The organism is Citrobacter sp. Marseille-Q6884, assembly GCF_945906775.1.
Lineage (GTDB): Bacteria > Pseudomonadota > Gammaproteobacteria > Enterobacterales > Enterobacteriaceae > Citrobacter.
In genome coordinates this window covers 650,056-671,668 of the sequence record NZ_CAMDRE010000002.1, presented here as the reverse complement: position 1 = coordinate 671,668, position 21,613 = coordinate 650,056, and the positions used below count along the sequence as shown (strand labels likewise).

Genomic DNA, 21,613 nt, shown 5'->3' with positions numbered 1-21,613 from the left:
CTCCCTTAACGAATATTCAGAAGTGCATCAAAGAGTGAGTTCGCCGTTTGCAGGACCTGGGCGTTGGCCAGATAATACTGCTGATAGCGCTGCAAATTGCCGTACTCTTCGTCGAGGTTAACCCCGGAAATGGACTGCTGCTGATTAGAGAGCTGCGTGACCACATTGTTTTGCGTGGTACTGCTGGTCTTCAGCGTGGCGGTTTTGTTCCCCACATCGCTTACCAGCGTGGCATACGCGTCGTTAAAGGATTTATTCCCGACGGTCGCCTTGGTTTGCAGATCCAACAGTTTCTGACCATTGCGGTTATCACTTGCACCTGTATCAGCGGCTGGATCGTTTTTTTTCTCTGACGCCATGGCGATTTTCGACTCGTCCGTCACCATGACTTTCATGTTTACGATAGCGTCACTGACCGGCTTCAGAATGAAGCTGTCGTTTTCATTCGCCCCTGTCGATGGCGCCACCGTCACTTTCAGGCCATCAATATCCAGCTTGCCGCTGGCATCCGGTTTGGCTTCAAACGTCGTGTTATCGGCCAGGCGCGTGACTTGCCACTTACCACTCTTAAACTCGACCTTATAATCGGTGGCCTGCACTTTCGAGCTGTCATCCACTTCCGCGGTTAACACCGCTTTGCCCGTGTTTTTAGCATTGCTGGTTACGGAAGGATTGCCAATGGCAAAGAAATCTTTGCCCTGATCGCCGTTGGCGTCATAACCGGCTTTATGCTGGGTATTAAACTCTTTGGCAAAGGCGAGTGCCAACTGGCCCAGCGTATTACGCGTTTGATCCAGCTCCTGCGAGCGGAACGTCAACAATCCCCCCAGTGAACCGGTATTGAGCAGTTTCTCAGGGATCTCAATATCGCCGGCAACGCCGTCAACATAGGCCACCGTTGTACGGGAAGGATCGGCACTGGAAGGCACCGCCGCCAGCTGACGCGCATTGCTCCCCTGCACCAACGAATAACCATTCGCCATGGTGACGTTGTACGTACCGCCATCCTGAACGCTGACTTCCACGCCAACGATCTTGTTCAACTCACCCACCAACTGGTCACGCTGATCAAGCAGGTCGTTAGGTGAAGCACCCGCACCGACACCGGTTAAACGGGAGATTTGGTCGTTGAGGCTGGCAATTTGCTTCGCGTAGTTATTGATCTGATCAACGCTGGCGGAAATCGCAATGTTAACCTGCTTATCCTGATCGCGAAGGTACTGATCGGTGGTTTTGAACTGATTCACTAAACCATCCGCTTTGCCGATCAGCGCCTGACGCGCCGCCGGATCTTCCGCGTTACTGACCAGCGTCTGCAGGCTGGTAAAAAAGTCCTGCATTGAGGTCGAAATGGAACTGGTTTTGCTGGCAAGCAGATTGTCGATTTTCGACATCTGCTCATAACGCGTCGTCAGGCCGCTGCTCTGGTTCTGCGCCGCACGTAACTGATTGGTGATGAATGAATCATATTCACGCTGCACGCCAGAAACATAGACGCCATTGCCTACCCAGCCCCCCGCACCCAGCGTGCTGTTCGCTTGCGCCATGATTGTCGTTTGCCGTGTGTACCCGGCAACGTTATAGCTGGAGATGTTATTACTGGCAGTATTCAACGCAGCCTGCGCTGCGCTGAGTCCACTCATAGCGTTGTTGATCAAGCTGGACATGGAGGTTCCTTGTAATCCTTCAATACTCGTTATTATCGGCAGCGGATGCGTAGACTTGAGCTATTTAAAAGAGATTATCGAGATTCGTACTGTACGTTTTGCTCACTTTCTCGCTCATCGATTTCAGCTGCTGGATCATGCTGGTTAATTTACGCGCATAGTTAGGGTCAGTTGCGTAACCGGCATTCTGCAAGGCCTGTGCGCCCTGTTCAGCGGTTGCAGCGCCCGTTACCGCCGCGTAGCGCGGATTTCGGGATATTAGCCCCACATAATCCGACAGTGCCTCAAGGTAAGAGCTATAGACACGGAATCTGGCTTTCACCTTTTTCGCTTCACCGTTTTCATATTCGGTGGTGGTAATTTCGGTTGTCGGCCCTTTCCAGCTTCCCGAGGCCTTGACCCCAAAAATATTGAAGCTGGGTTCGCCATTCTCGCGACGAATTTGTCGTTGTCCCCAGCCGGATTCCAGCGCCGCCTGCGCCAGTATCAGGTGATGCGGAACCCCGCTTTGCTGGCTCGCCAGTTTGGCCGGCAGCGAGAGTTGGGCGAGGAAGTCTTTGCTGTCACCTGAGAGTGGCTCATCGTTACTTTCTGCTGTGCGAGGGATAGCTTTGCGTACCAGCTGCGTCAGGGTCTGATTTTGATAGCTGGTCACCGTTTCCAGCGGAAACTTCATCGGCACCTGCGGTGCCTCTTCAGCCGGTTGCGCCTGCCCTTGCGTCATCTGCTTAACCATCATTTCAGCCAGACCCAGACCTTTACCTGCGGTCATCTGCTGGGCGATTTGTTGGTCATACATGCTGGTGTACAGACGCGTCGAGTCGCTGCTGAACACCCCGTCTTTCGGTAGCGCTTCGCGCATGCTTTTCAGCATCATCTGTACGAACATCCCTTCAACCTGGCGGGCGACCGGACGGATATTCGCCGTCGGGTCCTGGCCCGCTTTCGCTTTCAGTTCATTCAGTGATTGCGCATCCCAGGCCGCGCTGCTCAGCAGTTTGCTGTCGCCAATCATCAGATAATTTCCAGTTTGGCGCGTAAACAACCCGCACTCTGCATGGATTGCAGGATAGACATCAGATCCATCGGCGTTGCGCCCAGGGCATTCAGTGCACGCACGACGTTGTTCAGATTGGCGCTGGAACGGACGCTCTGCAACGAACCGCCGCTTTGGCGCAGATCGATCTGAGTTTGCGGAGTCACAACGGTTTGCCCACCGCCAAACGGCGTATCCGGCTGGCTGACGTTCGCCTGGCGGTTAACGGTAATCGACAGGTTGCCTTGCGCAACAGCACAACTGTCCAGCGTCACTTCACGGTTCATCACCACAGAGCCGGTACGGGAGTTGATAATCACCTTCGCATCCTGCGGCGTAACGTTCACTTCCATATTCTGGATATCCGCAAGGAAACGAACCTGCGAACTATTGCCGCTCGGCACCCGCACCTGAATGGTTCGGGCATCCAGCGCCGTAGCGCTACCAAAGCCGCGAGAGCGGTTGATGGTGTCGGTAATTTGCTGCGCCATAGTGAAATCTTCATTATTAAGCTGCAGATTGATGGTGTTGCCACCGCCAAACTGGCTGGGCAGCTCACGCTCAATGGTGGCGCCATTGGTAATGCGTCCACCGTTGAGCTGGTTAACCTGAACGCTGCTACCACCGGCCGCCGCACCCGCGCCGCCCACTAAAATATTCCCCTGCGCCAGCGCGTACACCTGGCTATCCACACCTTTCAGCGGCGTCATCAGCAGCGTACCACCGCGCAGGCTTTTGGCGTTACCCATTGAAGAGACAACCACATCAATGGTTTGCCCCTGGCGACCGAATGCCGGGAATGATGCGGTAACCATCACCGCCGCCACGTTTTTCAACTGCATATTGGTGCCGGTTGGCACAGTGATCCCTAACTGGGAAAGCATGTTATTGAGCGTTTGCGTGGTAAACGGCGTCTGAGTGGTCTGGTCGCCCGTCCCATCCAGTCCGACCACCAGCCCGTAACCAATTAGCGAGTTTTCACGCACGCCCTGAACGCTGGTCAGGTCGCGAATACGATCGGCATGCGCAAAGGTGGTTGCCAGGACCAGTACCATTCCAATAAGAGATTTAAACACTGGAGCCCTCGCTTACATCGGCGACAAATTAAGGAAGAAACGCTGCAGCCAACCCATATTCTGCGCTTCATTGATGTAGCCATTGCCGACATACTCAATTCGCGCATCCGCAACCTGTGTTGACGGAACGGAGTTGGTGCCGCTGATCGTGCGCGGGTTAACAACCCCTGAGAAGCGGATGAATTCCGTGCCCTGATTGATGGCGATCTGCTTTTCACCCACAACGTGTAAATTGCCATTCACCAGCACCTGATCCACCGTCACGGTCAACGTACCGCTGAATGTGTTACTGGCGTTTGCGCCACCTTTACCATTAAAGGTATTGCCGCCAGACGCTTCTACGTCGGCACGCTCGTTCCCGAACAGCCCTTCCAGATAGCGCGGAACCGTATCAAAGCCAAAGTTTGTTTTGCCAGAACGACTGGCATTGGCAGAGGAGCTTTTGCTCGCACTGACGTTTTCCTGCAATACGATGGTCAGCGTATCGCCAATATTACGCGGGCGACGGTCTTCAAATAGTGGCTGATAGCCATAGTTAATCGGCTGCGCAGACTGGAAGATTGATCCATTCGCCACCGGCGTCGGACCTGGAATGGGCTGAGCCGTCGTCGCGCCCTGCACGAGCGGTGTCGCCGGGATCCAGGCGCATCCTGTCAGTGAAACCACCAACAGGGCCATCATTGGGTAAGGGTGAAGCGCGTATTTTCGCATTGCCATGATCTTCAAAATCAGTGCGCCGGTGAGGCTCACACCCCACCGGACATCACTTTAGAGTTGCGTCAGTTTTTGCAGCATCTGATCGGTGGTCGATACCGCTTTACTGTTAATTTCGTAAGCGCGCTGAACCTGGATCATATTCACCAGTTCTTCGGCCACGTTAACGTTAGACGTTTCGACATACCCCTGATACAGCAGACCCGCGCCGTTAAGCCCCGGCGTACTTTCGTTAGGCGCACCGGAGGATTGCGTTTCGGTGTACAGATTTTCACCGATACTCTCCAGGCCAGTATCATTCATAAAAGTGGTCAGGTTGAGCTGCCCCACCTGAACGGGTGCGGCCTGCCCCTGTTGCGTCACGCTGACGATGCCATCACGCCCGATAGTGATACTGAGCGAGTTAGCCGGGATGGTGATCGCAGGCTGTACCTGAAAACCACCCGCCGTCACCAGTTGACCGTTTTGATCCACCTGGAACGAGCCATCACGGGTATAGGCTGATGTACCATCCGGCAACATGACCTGGAAAAAGCCCTGGCCTTTAATCGCCACATCTTTACTGTTATTGGTCTGCGACAGGTTACCCTGACTGTGTAAACGCTCGGTCGCAACCGGACGCACACCGGTACCAATTTGCAAACCGGACGGCAGCGTTGTCTGCTCAGAAGACTGAGCGCCCGGCTGGCGAATCGTCTGGTACAGCAGGTCTTCAAAAACCGCGCGCTGACGCTTAAACCCATTGGTGCTGACGTTTGCCAGGTTGTTGGCAATCACATCCATATTGGTTTGCTGCGCATCCAGGCCGGTTTTGGCGATCCACAATGAACTGATCATAAAATGTCCTGTATTAACTCATCGACAGCAGTTGGTTGGCACGACCCGCGTTATCATCCACGCTACTGATAATCTTCATCTGCATTTCGAAACGGCGGGCACTGGCGATCATGTCGCTCATCGCCGCTACCGGTTTGACGTTACTGCCCTCCAGTACGCCCGACATCACGCGGATGCTGGGATCGGCTTGCAGTGTCGGTCCACGGGTCGCCTGCGCCGCCGCGCTCAGACGGAACATCCCGTCATCCCCACGCTGCACTTCATTACCCGTGGCTTTCACCAGCTTCAGACGCCCTACAGGTGCTACCGTGTTCGCCGGATCGCCGGGGTTCAGCGCCGAAATCGTCCCGTCGGCAGCGATGGTGATTTCCGAACCTTCCGGTACGGCAATCGGTCCGGCTTCGCCAATGACCGGATGCCCCTGGATGGTCAGTTCACCGGTCGGGCTGACCTGAATAGCACCATTGCGGGTATACCCTTCGCTACCGTCCGCGGTCTGCACCGCCAGCCAACCGTCCTGTTGCAATGCCACATCCAGCGGGCGGGAGGTGTAGTCCATCTGACCGGGTGTCATATCCGCGCCCGGCGTCGAAGCGACGACCAGCGTTCGCGTCGGTAACGAAAGTCCTTCCACCGGAACGGCACGCAACGCATTGAGCTGCGCGCGAAAGCCCGGCGTAGAGGCGTTTGCCAGGTTGCTGGCCGTCACCGCCTGCTGATTCAGCGTCTGGCTGGCCGCCCCCATGGCGGTATAAATTGCGTGATCCATTAAGCCATCCCGTCAGGCGCTTAGCGCAGGTTGACCAGCGTGTTGAGGATCTGATCCTGGGTTTTGATGGTCTGCGCGTTCGACTGATAGTTACGCTGCGCGACGATCATGTTCACCAGTTCTTTACTCAAATCCACGTTTGAAGCTTCCAGCGCACCGTTAGTCAGCTTGCCGAAGTTCCCCGTACCTGCCGTTCCGAGCAGCGCCACACCCGAAGACTGCGTTGCAGCCCAGACGTTATTCCCCTGAGACGCCAGACCTTCGTTGTTGGCAAAGTTTGCCAGTACAATCTGTCCCAGAATCTGCTGCTGTTCGTTGGAGTAATTACCGACAACGGTGCCGTCATTGTTAATCTGGTAGCTCACCAGATCGCCTGGCTTATAACCGTTCTGATTGGTTGCAACGATGTTGTTGGCGCCGGTGTTCTGCTGCATGGAATTCAGGAAGCTCAGAGAGAAATTGGCTGCGGTTGCGCCATTGATCGTACCTGTGTCGACCTTGATATCTGTGGGCCAGGTTGCCGGTGCAGTTGGTGGTGTCTCCGTTGCCGTTGCACTTATGCCTAAAAACGCACCATTTTCGTTAAAGCGCATAAATCCCGCAGATTTTGCAGCATCACCGGTTGATGCATCCTGGGTGTAGACTTCCCAGGTATTGTCCTTGGCATTTTTGACATAAAAAATATTCATGTCATGGGCGTTACCCTGGCTATCAAAAACGGTCACGGTGCCTTTTTTATTGTAGGAATCCGCATCGCCTGGGTTAAATGGCGTCTTCGTAGGCACTTTGTCAGTGGAGTTCAGGTTGATCTGCATTGACGCCGTGGTCGTCGCTTTTGCCGCCATCAGGGTATTCGGGATGGTGATGGGGGTCGGGTTAGCGCCCTGTTGTACCGTTGGCGGGGTGCCCGTTGCCGGATAGCCTGTCAGCTGAAGCCCCTGCATATTGACGATATTGCGGTTTTCATCGAGCTTGAACTGACCGTTACGGCTGTAGAAAACAGAACCGTTACTATCGACCATACGGAAGAAACCATTCTGGCTGATGGCAACATCCAGCCCGCGCCCGGTGTTGGTGGTAGTACCGTCGGTAAAGTCCTGGGTAATACCCGCAACTTTTACGCCCAAACCTACTTTAGAACCGGCAAACATATCCGCAAATGAGGCCGAACCGGATTTAAAACCGTACGTGGCGGAGTTGGCGATGTTGTTACCGATGACATCGAGGTTGGTCGCTGCAGCGTTCAGACCGCTGACCGCTTGAGAAAAGGCCATGACTTACTCCTGATAAGTGTGAGGGCTTAAATTATCTGCCGTACTTCGTCGAGGGTGGTGGTTCCGTAGGTGCCGAGATCCAGCGTATTACCGCCGTTACTGCGAATAACCCCCTGCACCAGCGCAAACTGAAGAGGCTGCGCCACGAGCTGCGTACCACCATTGCTGGCGGAAATCGCCACGTTATAAGAACCGCTCGGCGCGTCCGTACCGTCCGTCATCGTGCCGTCCCAGGTAAAGGTATGAACACCGGCCTTCAACCCACCGATGTCTATGGTGCGTACGACCTTGCCGTCTTTATCGGTAATAGTTGCCGTCACCTTATCTGCCGGTTGCTGCAGCTCAACGCCAAACGGTGTGGTGGTGGTTTTTGCCCCTTCTTCCGCCCCTTTACCCGTCAGGATAGTGGTGCCCGGGATCATGACGCCGTGGCCAATCAGGGTGCTGGCTTGTAGAGACTGGCTGTTGTCAATCTGACCGGAGATAGATCCCAGCGTGGTATTGAGTTTCTCAATGCCGCTAACGGTACTGATCTGCGCCAGCTGCGTGGTCAGTTCGTTGTTTTGCAGAGGGTTCGTCGGGTCCTGGTTTTTCAGCTGCGCAACCAGAAGCGTAAGAAAGCTGCTTTGCAGATCAGCCGCGTTGCTGCCCGTTAGCGAACTGTTGCCGGTCGCGGCATTCACACCCGCAGTGCTCTGATCATTCATTTTTACAGCAATTGACATGTGCGCCTCCTTTACTGGCCTAGCGTCAGCGTTTTAAGCATCAAGCTTTTTACGGTGTTGAGCACTTCGACGTTTGCCTGATAGCTGCGGGAGGCTGACATGGTGTTAACCATCTCTCCGACCACGTCCACATTGGGCATTTTTACGTAACCATTCGCATCGGCCAGCGGATTACCGGGTTCATAAACCAGCTTATCCGGCGCCTGGCTTTCAATGACATCCGCCACTTTTACGCCGCCCGTTGCCGCGCCCGGGGCTGCATCGACCTGAAACACAACCTGCTTCGCGCGATACGGTTGGCCATCGGGACCGGTGACGCTGTCCGCGTTCGCCATGTTGCTGGCTGCCACATTCAGACGCTGGGATTGCGCCGTCAGCGCAGAACCTGCGATATCAAAAATATTTAACAGCGCCACGAATTAGTTCCCTCCTTGCAGCACGTTCATCATGCCTTTGATTTGCCCACCCAACGCGGTCAGCCCCATCTGATACTTCAGACTGTTGTCCGCAAACTGTGTACGTTCCCGGTCCATATCAACCGTGTTGCCATCCAAGGAGGGTTGATCGGGAATACGATAAAGCAGCTCCATTGAAGGCGCCGAGGTGGTCTGGGCCGGAATATGTTGTGCGGAGGTCAGCGTCAACGAGACACCACTGGTTTCTTCGCGTCCGCGCACCATGATTTTTTTGAGTTCACTGGCGAAATCCAGATCACGCGCCTGATACCCGGGCGTGTCGGCATTGGCAATGTTGGCCGCCAATACTTCCTGGCGTTGGGCGCGCAGATTCAGCGCTTCCTGTTGAAAACGTAAGGCGGCGTCGAGCTTATCGAGCATATCTCCTCCGCAAATGACAAAATTCAGCCGACAGCTTAAATCCCATTACGCGCGCGTTATCGCCGGAATAAACGCAAAATGCGTCGCTATTTGTTGCGTTGATGAGTGCGTCACACAGGTAAAATCCCGTCACTACCTGAAAAGCGCGAGGTTTTGATGCAAACGTTTAAACGCACAATTGCCGTGGCAGCACTGCTGTTTAGCCCTCTGACGCTGGCGCAGGACCTGAATTCACAGCTAACGGCCTGGTTTTCCGAGCGGTTGGCAGGGTTCAGCGATGAGGTAGTGGTGACCATCCGTACATCGCCAAACCTGCTACCGAGTTGCGAGCAGCCTGCGTTGAGCGTGGCCGGCAGCGCAAAGCTATGGGGAAATGTGAATGTGCTGGCGCGTTGCGCCAATGAAAAACGTTATCTGCAAGTCAATGTGCAGGCCACGGGAAACTATGTTGTCGCGGCGGCTCCCATTGCACGAGGCAGCGCGCTGAATGCAACGAGTGTGGCATTGAAACGCGGTCGTCTGGACCAATTGCCGCCACGAACCGTACTGGATATCGATCAGGTGCAGGAAGCCGTCAGTTTGCGCGACCTTGTCCCCGGTCAGCCGATACAGCTTACGATGTTGCGCCAGGCATGGCGGATAAAAGCAGGCCAGCGCGTACTGGTCATCGCCAACGGCGACGGTTTTCGCGTTAATGCAGAAGGCAAAGCGCTGAACAATGCCGCCGTCGCGCAAAACGCGAGAGTGCGGATGATGTCAGGCCAGGTGGTGAGCGGTATCGTCGATTCTGATGGGAATATTCTTATTAACCTATAATAGGTTAAAGATTTTTTAGCGGATGCCGATAAATAATCAACCAATGATTAAAGCGGGTCGCTATAGCGTAACCCTCTATGAGGATAAAAAAATGAGCATTGATCGTACCTCGCCATTGAAACCAGTCAGCACTGTTCAGCCGCGCGAAACCAGCGATACGCAGGTACAAAAAACGCGGAAGGAAAAAACATCGGCGACGCACAGCACCAGCGTGATGTTAAGCGACGCGCAGGCGAAACTGATGCAGCCCGGTACCAATGACATCAATATGGAGCGCGTCGAAGCACTGAAAACCGCAATCCGTAATGGTGAGCTGAAAATGGACACCGGAAAAATTGCAGACTCGCTGATCCGCGAGGCACAGAGCTACCTACAGAGTAAATAAAGTATGACTCGTTTGTCAGAAATACTTGATCAGATGACGACCGTCCTCAATGACCTGAAAACGGTGATGGATGCTGAGCAGCAACAGCTTTCCGCAGGCCACATCAACGGTAGCCAGCTACAGCGTATTACAGAAGAAAAAAGCTCGTTGCTGGCAACCCTGGATTATCTGGAGCAGCAGCGCCGTCTTGCACATGACGCGACGCGCAGCGCCAATGATGAGATTGCTGAACGCTGGCAAACAATTACCCAGAAAACACAGCATTTACGCGATCTCAATCAGCACAACGGTTGGTTGCTCGAAGGGCAAATCGAGCGTAACCACCAGGCGATTGCGGTGCTGAAACCGCATCAGGAGCCGACGCTTTATGGCGCGAACGGCCAAACCTCTGCTGCGCACCGCGGCGGGAAAAAAATCTCTATTTGATCTTTCGATAAGGGGAGCCACCTGACGGTAACTCCCCTTTCTCTTACGCCGTCCGGCGCACAAACTCTTTCAGTTTAAAGCCCAGAACGGCGAGCGCAGCAAAGTAAGCAGCAATCCCGACAACCACCACAGCCATCAGACGCAGCAGACGCCATAACATCGTTCCCTGCGACCACTCGGGCATGATGTAGAGCATACCCACCAGCGCCGCGCACATCACCAGTACAGAAATGACCAGCCGTGTCAGGAACCAGGCCCAGCCAGGCTGAGGCGTGAAGATTTTCTGTTTCCGTAATTGCCAGTACAGTAAAGACGCGTTCAGACATGCCGCCAGACCAATCGACAGTGACAACCCGGCATGCTTCAATGGCCCGATAAACGCCAGGTTCATCACCTGGGTCATAATCAGTGTCACAATGGCAATTTTCACCGGCGTTTTAATGTCCTGACGCGAATAAAACCCTGGTGCCAGCACTTTCACGACGATCAAACCAATCAGGCCGACTGAATACGCCACCAGCGCACGTTGCGTCATCGCCGCATCAAAAGCGGTAAATTTGCCGTACTGGAACAACGACACTGTCAGCGGTTTTGCCAGAATGCCCAATGCCACCGCGCTGGGTAATGCCAGCAGAAAACAGAGGCGTAACCCCCAGTCCATTAAACGGCAGTACTCATCATGATTGCCGCTGGAAAAGCTTTTGGACAGCGAGGGCAGCAGGATAGTCCCCAACGCCACACCCAGCACACCGGACGGAAACTCCATCAGGCGGTCGGCGTAGTACATCCATGAGACCGAACCGGAGGCCAGAAATGAAGCGAAAATGGTGTTGATGATCAGGGAAATCTGGCTGACAGAGACACCGAGGATCGCTGGTCCCATCTGCTTCACAACGCGCATTGCGCCCGCATCGCGGAAGTTGACGCGGGGGAGCACCAGCATGCCGATTTTCTTCAAATGCGGCAGCTGATAAACCAACTGCAGCACCCCACCGACGGTAACGGCCCAGGCCAGCGCCAGCACCGGTGGGTGAAAATAAGGAGCCGCAAACAGCGCAAAACCGATCATGCTGATGTTTAAGAACGTTGGGGCAAACGCCGGGATAGAGAAGCGGTTCCAGGTGTTAAGAATCGCCCCTACCAGTGAAGCCAGCGAAATCAGCAGGATATAGGGAAACGTAATGCGCAACAGTTGGGTGGTCAGCGCAAATTTGTCGGCAGTATCGGCAAACCCGGGCGCAGTCACCATAATCACCCACGGCGCCGCGAGCATCCCGGCAACCGTGACCACAGCCAATGCCAGCGTGAGCAGCCCCGAAACGTAAGCCACAAACACGCGGGTAGCGTCTTCACCCTGCTTACTTTTGTACTCTGCCAGAATAGGCACAAATGCCTGAGAAAATGCACCTTCAGCAAAAATTCGGCGCAGCAGGTTAGGAAGTTTGAATGCCACAAAAAAGGCATCTGTCGCCATCCCTGCGCCAAAGATTCTGGCGACTATCGCGTCACGCGCAAAACCCAGTACGCGTGAAAACATCGTCATCGAGCTGACGGCTGCCAGCGACTTTAATAAGTTCATCTATGTTGTATTCCAGACTCTGAGGCAAAACCCCGCACAACCTGTCCGTAGGCCGGATAAGGCGTTGAGCCGCCATCCGGCAATGTTACTGTGCCTGATGGCGACACCGAAGGTGTCTTATCAGGCCTACAAACTAGCCGCTGGTTTGAAAAGAGGCATTATTTTGAGTGGGCATATAGTACCTGGATTACGGTGAATTACTACCGCCAGATGTTACAGGGGGTTATTCGGCAATCGCCTCCCGCCACAGCTTTTCGACAACGCGCTGGGCCAGTAGCGCCTGTTCCCCGGCAGTCTCAGGAACCGTCTGATTTTGTACGCATGTCATAAAATGACGCGCGCACCCGGCAAATCCACGTTGTTCTAACGTCGTTTGCCAGCCAGGAACAGGCTTGTGTACCACGCCGTTTCCACGTTCTTCACGCCATTCCCGCATATCCGTGACGTCAATTAACCCGCCATCCGTCACCGCCTGTACACTCTCCCGCTGACTACCCGCGCGGCGGTGCATACTGGTGGTTATCTGCACGTGCTCCCCAGAGAAATGGTGCTCGGCATAGAGCATCGCCCCGGACTCATTGGTTAACAACGTGCCGCCATTGAGGTGCGCCTCTCCTCCTGCCAGCCACAACGCGGTATCCACAACGTGCAAATAGTCATCCAACAGCGTAAAGCGCAAATCATGCGGCCCCACGCTATCCGTTCGATGTTTGTCCATACGCACAGATGCCGCCTGGCTTAACTGCGCTTTTAAATCCTGATACAACGGCGCGAATCGACGGTTGAAGCCAACCATCAGCGTCAGTTTTTTCCGCGCCGCCATCTCCACCAGCAGCTCCGCATCACGCAGGTTTTCCGCCAGCGGTTTATCCACGCAAACGTGCACTCCGGCTTTCAGTAGTTCACTCACTACCGCATAGTGCGTCGCGGTGCTGGAGTGGACAAAAACCGCATCACAGGTTGCCGCCAGGTTTTGGAGCGAATCAACGTACGGCATCCTCCAGGTATCGCAAATACGCTCCGCTTTTTCACGCGAGGGTGACCAGGCACCTTGTAACGTCCACTCCGAAGCCGCACCCAGAACGGGGAGCCAGGCTTTTTGCGCAATACCGCCCAGACCGACAACACCAATACGTAATTTTTTCACATTAGTCTCCCAGGTGCGCCAGGAGTGAATCAAGCCGTTGCTTGAGCTCGGCGACTTCGGTTTCCAGCGCCTCAACGCGGGCCTGCAAATCACCGGAAACCGCCTGAGGCTCATCCGCCGTGGCGATCGTTTCATCGACATCACCGCAGAACAGATGCATATAACGGCTTTCTCGTTTACCCGGCTCACGCGCCAGACGCACCACGTAAGGGCCATCTTCACGGGTTGCCAGTTTTTCCAGCGTCGATTCCACTTCTGCCATGTCGCTAAATTCGTACATCCGGGATGCGCGGCTACGCAGTTCTCCTGGCGTCTGTGCGCCACGCAGCAGCAACGTCGTAATGAGCGCGACTTCCCCGGTGCTGAGTTTGAGGTTACCAAACTCTGAGTTGCAAAAACGCTGCTCATACTTGGTGACGCGATTGCCGAACCCACTGACGGTACGCAGAAAATGGCGTTTCACCAGATTATCGAGCTGATCCTGCACCTCGGATTCCGACAAGTTCATCACCGGCTCACGATTGGTCTTTTGGTTGCAGGCCGTCACTACGCCATTAACAGAGAGCGGATACTGTTCCGGGGTGGTGACCTGCTTTTCCAGCAAACAGCCAATCACTCGCGCTTCGGTGGCGGTTAATTCGTATTTCATCGTCTTCTCCATTTATCAGGCTATACACCTGAAACTTAGCGGCCGGGGGTCCATTCTGATGTCGTTAACGCCGTCAGCACATGATCGCGCCACTGCCCATCAATCAGCAGGTAGTCTTTTGCATACCCTTCTTTTTCAAAGCCAAGTCGCGCCAGTAAATCACCGCTACGTTTATTGTGCGGCATGTAGTTCGCCATAATGCGGTGAATATGCTGTGTACGCTGCATATAGCGAATAGCCGCGGTCAGGGCTTCGTACATCAGCCCCTGCCCTTGCCACTTCTGCGCAATGGAATAACCGAGATAACACGCGTGAAAAGATCCGCGGACCACGTTCGAGAAGTTTGCAACGCCGATGATCTCTTTCTCTTCCGGATCGAGCAGCGCAAAATAGTAGGCCGTACCTTGTTTGTGAAATTCAGAGATCATACTTAGACGCGCCTGCCAGCCAGAAGGATAACAGTGGCTTTCATCGCGAATAGGTTCCCAGGGTTTTAAGAAATGACGATTTTCTGCGTAATAATCTGCCAGACGCCAGGCATCACGCTCATGCACTAAACGCACGACCAGGCGGTCCGTGGTTAAGCGCACTTTTGGCACGTTACTGCGATAGCCAAACATTCTATACCTACTCCTTCCCGTAACGTCTTCAATACGCTATTCGCGATACTATACCTGTGCGAATACACCCTGTGAAAAGAGCAAAACATCATTTTTTGAATTATTCACACATTTTGATGAAAACTCTCTATCAAGACTGGCTTTTGATAAAAAAATATTGTCCCGCCGAGGGTGGGAAAAGGTCAGACAACACCGCAGAATAGGAGATGCTTATCTTTTAAACTCTATTCAGAGTGACGAGTTTTTCCCTGGAGGGGAAATGTCGCAAGTCTCGCAGGCGAGGAACCTGGGTAAATATTTCCTGCTCATCGATAATATGCTGGTCGTGCTGGGTTTCTTCGTCGTTTTCCCACTGATCTCTATCCGTTTCGTAGACCAAATGGGCTGGGCCGCCGTGATGGTCGGCATTGCGCTCGGATTACGCCAATTTATTCAGCAAGGTCTGGGGATCTTTGGCGGCGCCATTGCCGACCGTTTTGGCGCAAAACCGATGATTGTCACCGGCATGCTGATGCGCGCCGCCGGCTTTGCCACGATGGGGATTGCTCACGAACCCTGGCTGTTGTGGTTTTCCTGCTTACTTTCCGGATTGGGCGGTACGTTATTCGATCCTCCCCGCTCGGCGCTGGTAGTCAAATTGATCCGCCCGGAAAAGCGAGGGCGTTTCTTCTCTATCCTGATGATGCAGGACAGCGCGGGTGCCGTTGTGGGCGCGTTGCTCGGCAGCTGGCTGTTGCAGTACGATTTCCGACTGGTCTGCGCCACCGGCGCGGCACTGTTTATTCTGTGCGCGGCGTTTAACGCCTGGCTGCTGCCTGCGTGGAAGCTGTCTACCGTGAAAATTCCGGTACGCGAAGGAATGAGCCACGTGATGCATGACAAACGGTTTGTCACTTACGTACTCACGCTGGCGGGCTATTACATGCTGGCCGTGCAGGTCATGCTGATGCTGCCTATTATGGTTAACGACATCGCCGGTTCACCGTCTGCCGTGAAATGGATGTACGCCATTGAGGCCTGCCTCTCTTTGACGCTCCTCTACCCAATTGCCCGCTGGAGCGAAAAACGTTTTCGTCTGGAACACCGTCTGATGGCCGGTCTGTTCGTGATGTCTCTCAGTATGATGCCTATTGGACTGGTCGGTAATTTGCAGCAACTGTTCACACTCATTTGCACATTCTATATCGGCTCAATCATTGCTGAACCGGCGCGTGAAACGCTCAGTGCCTCACTGGCGAATGCGCGGGCGCGTGGAAGTTACATGGGGTTCAGTCGGCTGGGATTAGCGATTGGCGGCGCAATAGGCTACATCGGCGGTGGCTGGTTGTTCGATATGGGTAAAGCATTGTCGCAGCCTGAACTCCCCTGGATGATGCTCGGTGTGATTGGCTTTATTACTTTCCTGGCGCTGGGTTGGCAGTTCAGCCACAAACGCCCGTCACGCGGAATGCTTGAGCCCGATGCCTGATCGTTAACCCGCCGCGCGGAGACATTTTCAGTTTTTTCTGCTGGTGTCCGGCGTGCTGGTACTCGATGATGCTTTGTGTCACGATTACGCCACGAGCATCATGTTGAGGAACCCCATGAAAAAGTTTTTTTTTGCCGCTGCATTGGTTGTCAGCGGCCTGTTGGTTGGTTGTAATCAACTCACGCAATACACGGTCAGCGAACAAGAGATTAATCAGGCGCTGGCAAAGCATAATAACTTTGCTAAAGACATTGGGTTGCCGGGCGTCGCACAAGCGCATATCGTCCTGAACAATCTCGCCAGCCAAATTGGTCGTGAAGAACCCAATAAAGTTACCCTCACTGGCGATGCAAACCTGGATATGAATTCCCTGTTTGGCAGCCAGAAAGCAACCATGAAGCTGAAGTTAAAAGCCTTGCCGGTCTTTAATAAAGAGAAAGGCGCAATCTATCTGCAAGAGATGGAAGTGGTGGATGCGACAGTGACGCCAGAAAAAATGCAGTCGGTGCTGCAAACGCTAATGCCCTATTTAAACCAGTCGCTGCGTAATTATTTCAACCAGCAACCGGCCTATATCCTGCGCGAAGACAGCAGCAAAGGTGAAGCACTGGCGAAAAAACTGGCGAAAGGTATTGAGGTTAAACCGGGCGAAATCATCATCCCGTTTACCGATTAATATAACAAAGGGCGCTTCCGCGCCCTTTTTTTTCGTGCAAACGAAAACGTTTCCGCTTATCCTTTGTTTCCGGCAAAAAAGACTATCCTCAGCCGGAGCATATTGATGACTGCACCATCCCAGGTTTTAAAGATCCGCCGCCCAGACGACTGGCATCTTCACTTTCGCGATGGCGACATGTTAAAAACTGTCGTGCCCTATACCAGTGAAATTTATGGACGCGCAATCGTCATGCCGAACCTGGCACCGCCCGTGACCACGGTTGATGCGGCTATCGCCTACCGTCAGCGCATTCTTGACGCCGTACCTGCGGGACACACCTTCACCCCGTTAATGACCTGTTATCTGACGGATACGCTGGATCCGAATGAACTGGAGCGCGGATACAACGAAGGTGTCTTTACTGCGGCAAAACTCTATCCGGCAAATGCCACCACCAACTCCACTCACGGTGTGACCTCTATTGAAGCCATCATGCCGGTGTTGGAACGGATGGAAAAAATTGGTATGCCATTACTGGTCCATGGCGAAGTCACGCATGCCGATATCGATATTTTCGATCGTGAAGCACGCTTTATCGAAACCGTCATGGAACCGCTGCGTCAGAGTCTGACCGCGTTGAAAGTGGTGTTTGAACATATCACGACCAAAGATGCTGCCGAGTACGTGCGCGACGGAAATGAACGTCTTGCCGCGACCATTACGCCTCAGCATTTAATGTTTAACCGCAACCATATGCTGGTCGGAGGGATTCGCCCGCATCTGTATTGCCTGCCTATCCTCAAACGTAACGTCCACCAACAGGCGCTGCGTGAACTCGTTGCCAGTGGTTTTAACCGCGTGTTTCTCGGCACCGATTCGGCTCCTCATGCGCGTCATCGCAAAGAGTCCAGTTGTGGCTGTGCGGGATGCTTCAACGCACCAACGGCGCTGGGCAGTTATGCAACGGTGTTCGAGGAGATGAATGCGCTGGAGCATTTTGAAGCGTTCTGCTCGCTTAATGGCCCTCAGTTCTACGGTCTACCGGTAAATGAAAGCTTCATCGAACTGGTTCGACTGGAGCAACAGGTACCAGAAAGCATCGCCCTGGAAAATGACACCTTAGTCCCCTTCCTCGGCGGCGAAACGGTGCGCTGGTCAGTGAAAAGCTAAAAAAAACATAGCCAACTGTTGTCAATTACTGAGTTTAACTGTATAAATAACCAGTATATTCAACAGGGGGCTATTATGCGTATTGAAGTCACTATTGCTAAAACTTCACCTTTGCCTGCTGGTGCGATAGACGCACTGGCAGGTGAACTCTCCCGCCGTATTCACCACCATTTCCCGGATAACGAAGGTGATGTCACCGTCCGTTATGCCGCCGCAAACAATCTGTCGGTCATTGGCGCGACAAAAGAGGACAAAGAACGCATCAGCGAAATCCTGCAGGAAACATGGGAAAGCGCAGATGACTGGTTCATCAATGAATAAAAAATGATATGCAGTGATGTTTGTTTGCCGGGTCGCCCCGGCTTTTTTATCCGCATTTCTCTTTAATCAATCGCATCATCTTGCCGATAAACAGAGTCGTGTTTATTTACGTAGCTGATTATCTTTTAATCACAACCTCAAAATAACTGCACAATATGCCAAAAAAATATGAATAAGATGCCGCTTTATTGTTCAGATAACACTTAAAACTAAAAAATTATCTGCCCCCCTCTTTAAATTTTCAGTGAATACCCTTATTTATTGATATACTGAAGTTGCTTCAGAAAAAAACGCATTGAACCTCGAAAACCGTTGTCTAGTAACACGAATTAGGGGGCATGATGGAAAAGAATAATGAAGTCATTCAGACTCATCCGCTTGTAGGATGGGACATCAGCACCGTTGATAGCTATGATGCGCTGATGCTGCGTTTGCACTACCAGACCCCAAATCGTCCGGACCCGGATGGGACTGAAGTTGGTCAAACGCTCTGGTTAACCACTGATGTTGCCAGGCAATTTATTTCGATATTAGAAGCAGGAATCGCCAAAATTGAATCGGGCGATTACCAGGTAAATGAGTATCAGCGTCATTAAATCTGATGCACCCCACCCTCAAAAGGCACCTTAGCGGTGCCTTTCTTATTTCCTGGTTGAATAATGCGAGTCAGTTATTTACCCTGCAACTATCGCGATTGCGGAGAGAAGTGGATGAAATACGACTTAATCATTATTGGCAGTGGTTCCGTAGGCGCCGCTGCTGGATACTATGCCACCCGCGCCGGGCTGAATGTTCTGATGATCGATGCACATATGCCACCGCATCAACAGGGCAGCCATCACGGCGACACAAGATTAATTCGTCATGCTTATGGCGAAGGTGAAAAATACGTTCCGCTGGTTCTGCGTGCGCAGGAATTATGGGATGAGCTCTCCACACAAAATGAAGATCCCGTGTTTGTTCGTTCCGGCGTTATCAACCTCGGCCCGGCGGATTCAACCTTCTTATCGACGGTAGAGCAAAGCGCCCAACAGTGGCAACTTAACATTGAGAAACTGGATGCCGCCGCAATCATGGCGCGCTGGCCAGAAATCCGCGTACCCGAAAATTATATCGGGCTGTTTGAATCTGAATCCGGTTTTTTACGCAGCGAACTGGCGATTAAAACCTGGATTCGTCTGGCTGAAGAGGCGGGCTGTGCACAGCTGTTTAAATGCCCTGTCACTGCCATTCATCATCATGATGACGGTGTCACCGTTGAGACCGCAGACGGTGACTACCACGCGAAAAAAGCGCTCATCAGCGCGGGCACCTGGGTACAGACATTAGTGCCTGAACTGCCCATACAGCCGGTGCGCAAAGTGTTTGCGTGGTACCAGGCCGACGGGCGCTACAGCATTAAAAACGCGTTTCCGGCCTTTACCGGCGAACTGCCTAATGGCGATCAGTATTACGGTTTCCCGGCTGAAAATGACGAGTTGAAGATTGGCAAACATAACGGCGGGCAGCTTATTCATTCTGCTGAGGAGCGTAAACCGTTTGCCGCCGTCGCCAGTGATGGTTCAGAGGCGTTTCCTTTCCTGCGCACTATTCTGCCAGGTGTGGGATGTTGTCTGCACGGCGCATCGTGTACCTACGATAACTCTCCGGATGAAGATTTCATCATTGATACGCTGCCTGAGCATGACAATACGCTTATCATTACCGGTCTGAGCGGTCACGGTTTCAAGTTTGCTTCCGTACTGGGGGAGATTGCAGCCGATTTTGCTCAGGACAAACCGTCTGCGTTTGACCTGACGCCATTCAAACTTAGCCGTTTTAAGCAATAATTACGATATGGCCTCATCGGTGAGGCCATTTTTTATTTAAGGAATCACGTTGATGCGCCGCATCTTTGACTATCTGGTTAATAATATCCGCGAGCATTTCATGCTCTACATTATTTTATGGTCATTGCTGGCAATTATGGACGTTATATATATTATGTTTTTCTAAGTGATTCCGACTTACACTAATTGACAAAAATTGATATTAACTTAATTTTCATTGCAATAAACTGAACAATTAAAACCTCGTTAAAGCCCCACGCCCTGCACCACTAAGTGTTCAATCGCACTAATCTCTTGATGCACATTCAACAAACAAATCAATTTTATTGAATTAAAAATAAATATCATCACCATTGTTATTTATTAGTTGCATTAATGTCTTTTCCACGCCATTTTCATTCACTTCTGAAATATCTATCGGTGTGTTTATGCAATTCAATAATACTCCACAGCGCTATGGCGTCGTATCTGCGGCATTACACTGGCTGACAGCAATTGTCGTGTATGGCATGTTTGCGTTGGGTTTATGGATGGTCACGCTCAGCTATTACGATGGCTGGTATCACCAGGCACCAGAACTGCATAAAAGCATCGGCATATTGCTGATGATGGGACTGGTGATACGCGTGGTCTGGCGCCTTATCTCCCCTTCTCCTGCACCACTGAAAAGCTATTCGCGTTTAACCCGCCTCGCGGCGACAGCCGGACACCTCACGTTATATGTCCTGCTCTTTGCGATTGTTTTCAGCGGTTATCTGATCTCCACCGCGGACGGTAAACCTATCAGTGTCTTTGGCTGGTTCGAGATCCCCGCGACGTTTGCCAATGCTAGCGCTCAGGCCGACCTCGCCGGAGAGCTGCATCTGTGGCTTGCCTGGACCGTTGTCGTTTTATCACTTCTGCATGGGCTGATGGCCCTGAAACATCACTTTATCGATAACGACGATACCCTTAATCGCATGTTGGGAAAATCGTCATCTGACTATGGAGCGTAAAATGAAAAAAAACCTGCTGGGACTGACTCTTGCCTCACTGTTATTCACCACCGGTTCTGCTATCGCGGCAGATTACAAAATTGACAAAGAGGGACAGCATGCCTTTGTTAATTTCCGCATCCAGCATCTGGGATACAGCTGGCTGTATGGCACATTTAAAGACTTCGACGGGACATTTACCTTCGATGAAAAAAATCCTGCCGCGGATAAAGTCAACGTCACCATTAACACCAACAGCGTTGATACCAACCACGCGGAGCGCGACAAACATCTGCGCAGCGCTGACTTCCTCAACGTCGCAAAATTCCCGCAGGCAACCTTTACCTCTACCAGCGTGAAGAAAGAAGGCAATGACCTGGATATCACGGGTGACCTGACACTCAACGGCGTGACCAAACCAGTAACACTGGACGCGAAACTGATTGGGCAAGGTGGCGACCCGTGGGGTGGTACGCGTGCGGGCTTTGAAGCGCAAGGGAAAATTAAGCTGAAGGATTTCAACATTACCACCGACCTTGGCCCTGCCTCGCAGGAAGTCGATTTAATCATCTCGGTGGAAGGCGTACAGCAGAAGTAACCACGAACACATCTTATCCGGTCTGCAATAACGGGTTTA

26 protein-coding genes are annotated in these 21,613 nt (G+C 52.7%); 12 read left to right on the top strand and 14 right to left on the bottom strand.

What is annotated here, in order from left to right:
- Positions 1–5: 5 nt before the first annotated feature.
- The 10 genes from flgK to flgB form a co-directional block, all read right to left on the bottom strand.
- Positions 6–1,667, bottom strand: coding sequence for a flagellar hook-associated protein FlgK (flgK, locus tag N7268_RS18225; RefSeq protein ID WP_260863967.1), 1,662 nt, complete (start codon positions 1,665–1,667; stop codon positions 6–8).
- A 64-nt stretch (positions 1,668–1,731) separates the two neighbouring features.
- The gene (flgJ, locus tag N7268_RS18220) at positions 1,732–2,682 is read right to left on the bottom strand and encodes a flagellar assembly peptidoglycan hydrolase FlgJ (protein ID WP_260863966.1); all 951 of its coding nucleotides are present in this window, start codon (positions 2,680–2,682) and stop codon (positions 1,732–1,734) included.
- Positions 2,682–3,758 (bottom strand): flagellar basal body P-ring protein FlgI, encoded by a 1,077-nt coding sequence (locus N7268_RS18215; protein ID WP_260864696.1) that lies wholly within the window; start codon positions 3,756–3,758, stop codon positions 2,682–2,684. The genes flgJ and N7268_RS18215 overlap by 1 nt, the downstream gene beginning before the upstream one ends.
- Before the next feature lie 33 nt (positions 3,759–3,791).
- The gene (gene flgH, locus N7268_RS18210) at positions 3,792–4,490 is read right to left on the bottom strand and encodes a flagellar basal body L-ring protein FlgH (protein ID WP_198905369.1); all 699 of its coding nucleotides are present in this window, start codon (positions 4,488–4,490) and stop codon (positions 3,792–3,794) included.
- A gap of 57 nt (positions 4,491–4,547) precedes the next feature.
- Complete coding sequence (gene flgG / locus N7268_RS18205) at positions 4,548–5,330, bottom strand: flagellar basal-body rod protein FlgG (RefSeq protein WP_003036202.1); 783 nt, start codon at positions 5,328–5,330, stop codon at positions 4,548–4,550.
- A 13-nt stretch (positions 5,331–5,343) separates the two neighbouring features.
- Entirely contained in the window at positions 5,344–6,099 is a 756-nt protein-coding gene (locus N7268_RS18200) for a flagellar basal body rod protein FlgF (protein WP_198903707.1), read from the bottom strand.
- 20 nt (positions 6,100–6,119) lie between these two features.
- A complete protein-coding gene (gene flgE / locus N7268_RS18195) occupies positions 6,120–7,373 on the bottom strand; it encodes a flagellar hook protein FlgE (protein WP_260863965.1) in 1,254 nt (417 codons plus the stop codon).
- A gap of 26 nt (positions 7,374–7,399) precedes the next feature.
- Entirely contained in the window at positions 7,400–8,098 is a 699-nt protein-coding gene (gene flgD / locus N7268_RS18190) for a flagellar hook assembly protein FlgD (protein ID WP_260863964.1), read from the bottom strand.
- A gap of 11 nt (positions 8,099–8,109) precedes the next feature.
- Positions 8,110–8,514, bottom strand: a complete 405-nt coding sequence (flgC, locus tag N7268_RS18185) for a flagellar basal body rod protein FlgC (protein WP_045441655.1) — start codon at positions 8,512–8,514, stop codon at positions 8,110–8,112.
- A gap of 3 nt (positions 8,515–8,517) precedes the next feature.
- Complete coding sequence (flgB, locus tag N7268_RS18180) at positions 8,518–8,934, bottom strand: flagellar basal body rod protein FlgB (RefSeq protein ID WP_198903704.1); 417 nt, start codon at positions 8,932–8,934, stop codon at positions 8,518–8,520.
- Between the two features lie 156 nt (positions 8,935–9,090).
- Between flgB and flgA the strand changes: the two genes are divergently transcribed.
- The 3 genes from flgA to flgN all read left to right on the top strand — a co-directional run bounded on the left by flgA (position 9,091) and on the right by flgN (position 10,561).
- Positions 9,091–9,750 (top strand): flagellar basal body P-ring formation chaperone FlgA, encoded by a 660-nt coding sequence (gene flgA / locus N7268_RS18175; protein ID WP_260863963.1) that lies wholly within the window; start codon positions 9,091–9,093, stop codon positions 9,748–9,750.
- 91 nt (positions 9,751–9,841) lie between these two features.
- Entirely contained in the window at positions 9,842–10,135 is a 294-nt protein-coding gene (flgM, locus tag N7268_RS18170; RefSeq protein ID WP_198903702.1) for a flagellar biosynthesis anti-sigma factor FlgM, read from the top strand.
- Between the two features lie 3 nt (positions 10,136–10,138).
- Entirely contained in the window at positions 10,139–10,561 is a 423-nt protein-coding gene (gene flgN, locus N7268_RS18165) for a flagella biosynthesis chaperone FlgN (RefSeq protein ID WP_198903701.1), read from the top strand.
- 43 nt (positions 10,562–10,604) lie between these two features.
- Here the strand turns inward: flgN and murJ are convergent, their stop codons facing one another.
- The 4 genes from murJ to rimJ form a co-directional block, all read right to left on the bottom strand.
- The gene (gene murJ / locus N7268_RS18160) at positions 10,605–12,140 is read right to left on the bottom strand and encodes a murein biosynthesis integral membrane protein MurJ (RefSeq protein ID WP_260863962.1); all 1,536 of its coding nucleotides are present in this window, start codon (positions 12,138–12,140) and stop codon (positions 10,605–10,607) included.
- Between the two features lie 223 nt (positions 12,141–12,363).
- Entirely contained in the window at positions 12,364–13,287 is a 924-nt protein-coding gene (locus N7268_RS18155) for a Gfo/Idh/MocA family protein (RefSeq protein WP_260863961.1), read from the bottom strand.
- 1 nt (position 13,288) lies between these two features.
- Positions 13,289–13,936 (bottom strand): YceH family protein, encoded by a 648-nt coding sequence (locus tag N7268_RS18150; RefSeq protein WP_260863960.1) that lies wholly within the window; start codon positions 13,934–13,936, stop codon positions 13,289–13,291.
- A gap of 35 nt (positions 13,937–13,971) precedes the next feature.
- The gene (gene rimJ, locus N7268_RS18145) at positions 13,972–14,556 is read right to left on the bottom strand and encodes a ribosomal protein S5-alanine N-acetyltransferase (protein WP_260863959.1); all 585 of its coding nucleotides are present in this window, start codon (positions 14,554–14,556) and stop codon (positions 13,972–13,974) included.
- A 259-nt stretch (positions 14,557–14,815) separates the two neighbouring features.
- Between rimJ and mdtH the strand changes: the two genes are divergently transcribed.
- The 9 genes from mdtH (at position 14,816) to N7268_RS18100 (ending at position 21,574) form a co-directional block, all read left to right on the top strand.
- On the top strand, positions 14,816–16,024 hold the full coding sequence (mdtH, locus tag N7268_RS18140) for a multidrug efflux MFS transporter MdtH (RefSeq protein WP_260863958.1): 1,209 nt from the start codon (positions 14,816–14,818) through the stop codon (positions 16,022–16,024).
- 115 nt (positions 16,025–16,139) lie between these two features.
- A complete protein-coding gene (locus N7268_RS18135) occupies positions 16,140–16,700 on the top strand; it encodes a lipoprotein (RefSeq protein WP_260863957.1) in 561 nt (186 codons plus the stop codon).
- Positions 16,701–16,805: 105 nt separating this feature from the next.
- Positions 16,806–17,852, top strand: coding sequence for a dihydroorotase (pyrC, locus tag N7268_RS18130; protein ID WP_260863956.1), 1,047 nt, complete (start codon positions 16,806–16,808; stop codon positions 17,850–17,852).
- A gap of 75 nt (positions 17,853–17,927) precedes the next feature.
- Positions 17,928–18,173: a DNA damage-inducible protein I gene (gene dinI, locus N7268_RS18125; protein WP_260863955.1), complete on the top strand. Its 246-nt coding sequence runs from the start codon at positions 17,928–17,930 to the stop codon at positions 18,171–18,173.
- A 341-nt stretch (positions 18,174–18,514) separates the two neighbouring features.
- Positions 18,515–18,769, top strand: coding sequence for a biofilm formation regulator BssS (gene bssS / locus N7268_RS18120; RefSeq protein ID WP_003036154.1), 255 nt, complete (start codon positions 18,515–18,517; stop codon positions 18,767–18,769).
- A gap of 114 nt (positions 18,770–18,883) precedes the next feature.
- On the top strand, positions 18,884–20,002 hold the full coding sequence (gene solA, locus N7268_RS18115; protein ID WP_260863954.1) for an N-methyl-L-tryptophan oxidase: 1,119 nt from the start codon (positions 18,884–18,886) through the stop codon (positions 20,000–20,002).
- A gap of 52 nt (positions 20,003–20,054) precedes the next feature.
- Complete coding sequence (locus tag N7268_RS18110; RefSeq protein ID WP_198903692.1) at positions 20,055–20,168, top strand: YceO family protein; 114 nt, start codon at positions 20,055–20,057, stop codon at positions 20,166–20,168.
- Positions 20,169–20,430: 262 nt separating this feature from the next.
- Positions 20,431–20,997, top strand: a complete 567-nt coding sequence (locus tag N7268_RS18105) for a cytochrome b (protein WP_260863953.1) — start codon at positions 20,431–20,433, stop codon at positions 20,995–20,997.
- A 1-nt stretch (position 20,998) separates the two neighbouring features.
- The gene (locus N7268_RS18100) at positions 20,999–21,574 is read left to right on the top strand and encodes a YceI family protein (protein WP_198903690.1); all 576 of its coding nucleotides are present in this window, start codon (positions 20,999–21,001) and stop codon (positions 21,572–21,574) included.
- Positions 21,575–21,613 lie beyond the last annotated feature (39 nt).

Excerpts from the sequence above, each read along its gene's own strand:
- flgK (WP_260863967.1), bottom strand. The coding sequence starts at position 1,667 with ATGTCCAGCTTGATCAACAACGCTATGAGTGGACTCAGCGCAGCGCAG.
- flgJ (WP_260863966.1), bottom strand. The coding sequence starts at position 2,682 with ATGATTGGCGACAGCAAACTGCTGAGCAGCGCGGCCTGGGATGCGCAA.
- N7268_RS18215 (WP_260864696.1), bottom strand. The coding sequence starts at position 3,758 with ATGGTACTGGTCCTGGCAACCACCTTTGCGCATGCCGATCGTATTCGC.
- flgH (WP_198905369.1), bottom strand. The coding sequence starts at position 4,490 with ATGCGAAAATACGCGCTTCACCCTTACCCAATGATGGCCCTGTTGGTG.
- flgG (WP_003036202.1), bottom strand. The coding sequence starts at position 5,330 with ATGATCAGTTCATTGTGGATCGCCAAAACCGGCCTGGATGCGCAGCAA.
- N7268_RS18200 (WP_198903707.1), bottom strand. The coding sequence starts at position 6,099 with ATGGATCACGCAATTTATACCGCCATGGGGGCGGCCAGCCAGACGCTG.
- flgE (WP_260863965.1), bottom strand. The coding sequence starts at position 7,373 with ATGGCCTTTTCTCAAGCGGTCAGCGGTCTGAACGCTGCAGCGACCAAC.
- flgD (WP_260863964.1), bottom strand. The coding sequence starts at position 8,098 with ATGTCAATTGCTGTAAAAATGAATGATCAGAGCACTGCGGGTGTGAAT.
- flgB (WP_198903704.1), bottom strand. The coding sequence starts at position 8,934 with ATGCTCGATAAGCTCGACGCCGCCTTACGTTTTCAACAGGAAGCGCTG.
- flgA (WP_260863963.1), top strand. The coding sequence starts at position 9,091 with ATGCAAACGTTTAAACGCACAATTGCCGTGGCAGCACTGCTGTTTAGC.
- flgM (WP_198903702.1), top strand. The coding sequence starts at position 9,842 with ATGAGCATTGATCGTACCTCGCCATTGAAACCAGTCAGCACTGTTCAG.
- flgN (WP_198903701.1), top strand. The coding sequence starts at position 10,139 with ATGACTCGTTTGTCAGAAATACTTGATCAGATGACGACCGTCCTCAAT.
- murJ (WP_260863962.1), bottom strand. The coding sequence starts at position 12,140 with ATGAACTTATTAAAGTCGCTGGCAGCCGTCAGCTCGATGACGATGTTT.
- N7268_RS18150 (WP_260863960.1), bottom strand. The coding sequence starts at position 13,936 with ATGAAATACGAATTAACCGCCACCGAAGCGCGAGTGATTGGCTGTTTG.
- rimJ (WP_260863959.1), bottom strand. The coding sequence starts at position 14,556 with ATGTTTGGCTATCGCAGTAACGTGCCAAAAGTGCGCTTAACCACGGAC.
- mdtH (WP_260863958.1), top strand. The coding sequence starts at position 14,816 with ATGTCGCAAGTCTCGCAGGCGAGGAACCTGGGTAAATATTTCCTGCTC.
- N7268_RS18135 (WP_260863957.1), top strand. The coding sequence starts at position 16,140 with ATGAAAAAGTTTTTTTTTGCCGCTGCATTGGTTGTCAGCGGCCTGTTG.
- pyrC (WP_260863956.1), top strand. The coding sequence starts at position 16,806 with ATGACTGCACCATCCCAGGTTTTAAAGATCCGCCGCCCAGACGACTGG.
- dinI (WP_260863955.1), top strand. The coding sequence starts at position 17,928 with ATGCGTATTGAAGTCACTATTGCTAAAACTTCACCTTTGCCTGCTGGT.
- bssS (WP_003036154.1), top strand. The coding sequence starts at position 18,515 with ATGGAAAAGAATAATGAAGTCATTCAGACTCATCCGCTTGTAGGATGG.
- solA (WP_260863954.1), top strand. The coding sequence starts at position 18,884 with ATGAAATACGACTTAATCATTATTGGCAGTGGTTCCGTAGGCGCCGCT.
- N7268_RS18110 (WP_198903692.1), top strand. The coding sequence starts at position 20,055 with ATGCGCCGCATCTTTGACTATCTGGTTAATAATATCCGCGAGCATTTC.
- N7268_RS18105 (WP_260863953.1), top strand. The coding sequence starts at position 20,431 with ATGCAATTCAATAATACTCCACAGCGCTATGGCGTCGTATCTGCGGCA.
- N7268_RS18100 (WP_198903690.1), top strand. The coding sequence starts at position 20,999 with ATGAAAAAAAACCTGCTGGGACTGACTCTTGCCTCACTGTTATTCACC.